Raw genomic sequence first — 1,159 nt, forward strand, 5'->3', positions numbered from 1 at the left:
GGCCGAGATCGTCGAGCTGTGCCGCCGGGGTGACCGGTCGGTCGGTCAGGTCGCGAAGGATTTCGACCTGACCGAGACCGCGGTGCGCCTGTGGGTCACCCAGGCCGGGGTTGACGCCGGTGAGCGTGAGGGCTTGACCAGCGACGAGCGCGAGGAGCTGGCTCGGCTGCGGCGGGAGAACCGCCGGCTGCGCGAGGACGTCGAGGTCCTCAAGCGTGCGACGGCTTTCTTCGCGAAGGAGACCCGGTGACGGTGCACCCGTTCATCGAGGCGGAGAAGCAGGCAGGCCACAGCGTCAAACGAGCGTGTGAGCTGCTCAAGGTCTCCCGTGCCGCCTTCTATGCCCGCCGCGGCGGCGAGCCCGGCCCCCGCGCGGTCCGCGATGCCGAGCTGACCGAGAGGATCACCGAGGTCCACGCGGACTCCCGGGGCAGCTACGGAGCCCCTCGTGTCCACGCCGTCCTCCAGCAAGCCGGAGACCGGTGCGGCCGTCGTCGTGTCGCCCGGCTGATGCGCCAGGCCGGCCTCCAGGGCCGACACCGCAGGCGACGCCACCGCACCACGGTCCCCGACCCGAACGCCGCCACCCGCCCGGACCTGGTCCTGCGCGACTTCCAGCCCGACCCGACCGCCCTCGACACCCGCTGGTGCGGCGACATCACCTACATCCCGACCGACCAGGGCTGGCTCTACCTGGCCACAGTCATCGACATCGCCTCGCGCCGCGTGGTCGGCTGGGCCACCGCCGACCACCTGCGAACCGAGCTGGTCGCCGATGCCCTGCGGGCCGCCTGCCGCAGCCGCCGCCCCGACGGTCCGGTGATCTTCCACTCGGATCGCGGCTGCCAATACACGAGTCGTGAACTCGCCGAGATGGCGATGCAGTTCGGAGTCCGCTTGTCCGTCGGCCGGACCGGGCAGTGCTGGGACAACGCGCTCGCCGAGTCGTTCTTCGCAACGATCAAACGCGAACTGCCCGGCGCCCGACCATGGCCGAGCAGGGCAGCGGCCCACTCGGCGATCTTCGAATGGATCGAGGGCTGGTACAACATACGCAGACTGCACAGCAGCCTGGGCTACCGCAGCCCCGCCGACTACGAGACCACACTCGCGGTCTGACCACCACAACGAGGGTGTCCGTCAAAGCGGAGCAAGCTCA

General features: G+C 70.3%; 2 protein-coding genes. Both read left to right on the top strand.

Annotated features, from left to right (window positions below; genetic code table 11):
* The coding region (locus ACFYMC_RS29820) for a transposase (RefSeq protein ID WP_388531303.1) at nt 1-250 on the top strand (250 nt) is incomplete at its 5' end.
* Complete coding sequence (locus ACFYMC_RS29825) at nt 247-1,119, top strand: IS3 family transposase (RefSeq protein ID WP_388531306.1); 873 nt, start codon at nt 247-249, stop codon at nt 1,117-1,119. The genes ACFYMC_RS29820 and ACFYMC_RS29825, both read left to right, overlap by 4 nt.
* Nucleotides 1,120-1,159 lie beyond the last annotated feature (40 nt).

It is taken from the genome of Streptomyces sp. NPDC006879, from assembly GCF_042869595.1.
In the GTDB taxonomy this organism is placed as follows: domain Bacteria; phylum Actinomycetota; class Actinomycetes; order Streptomycetales; family Streptomycetaceae; genus Streptomyces.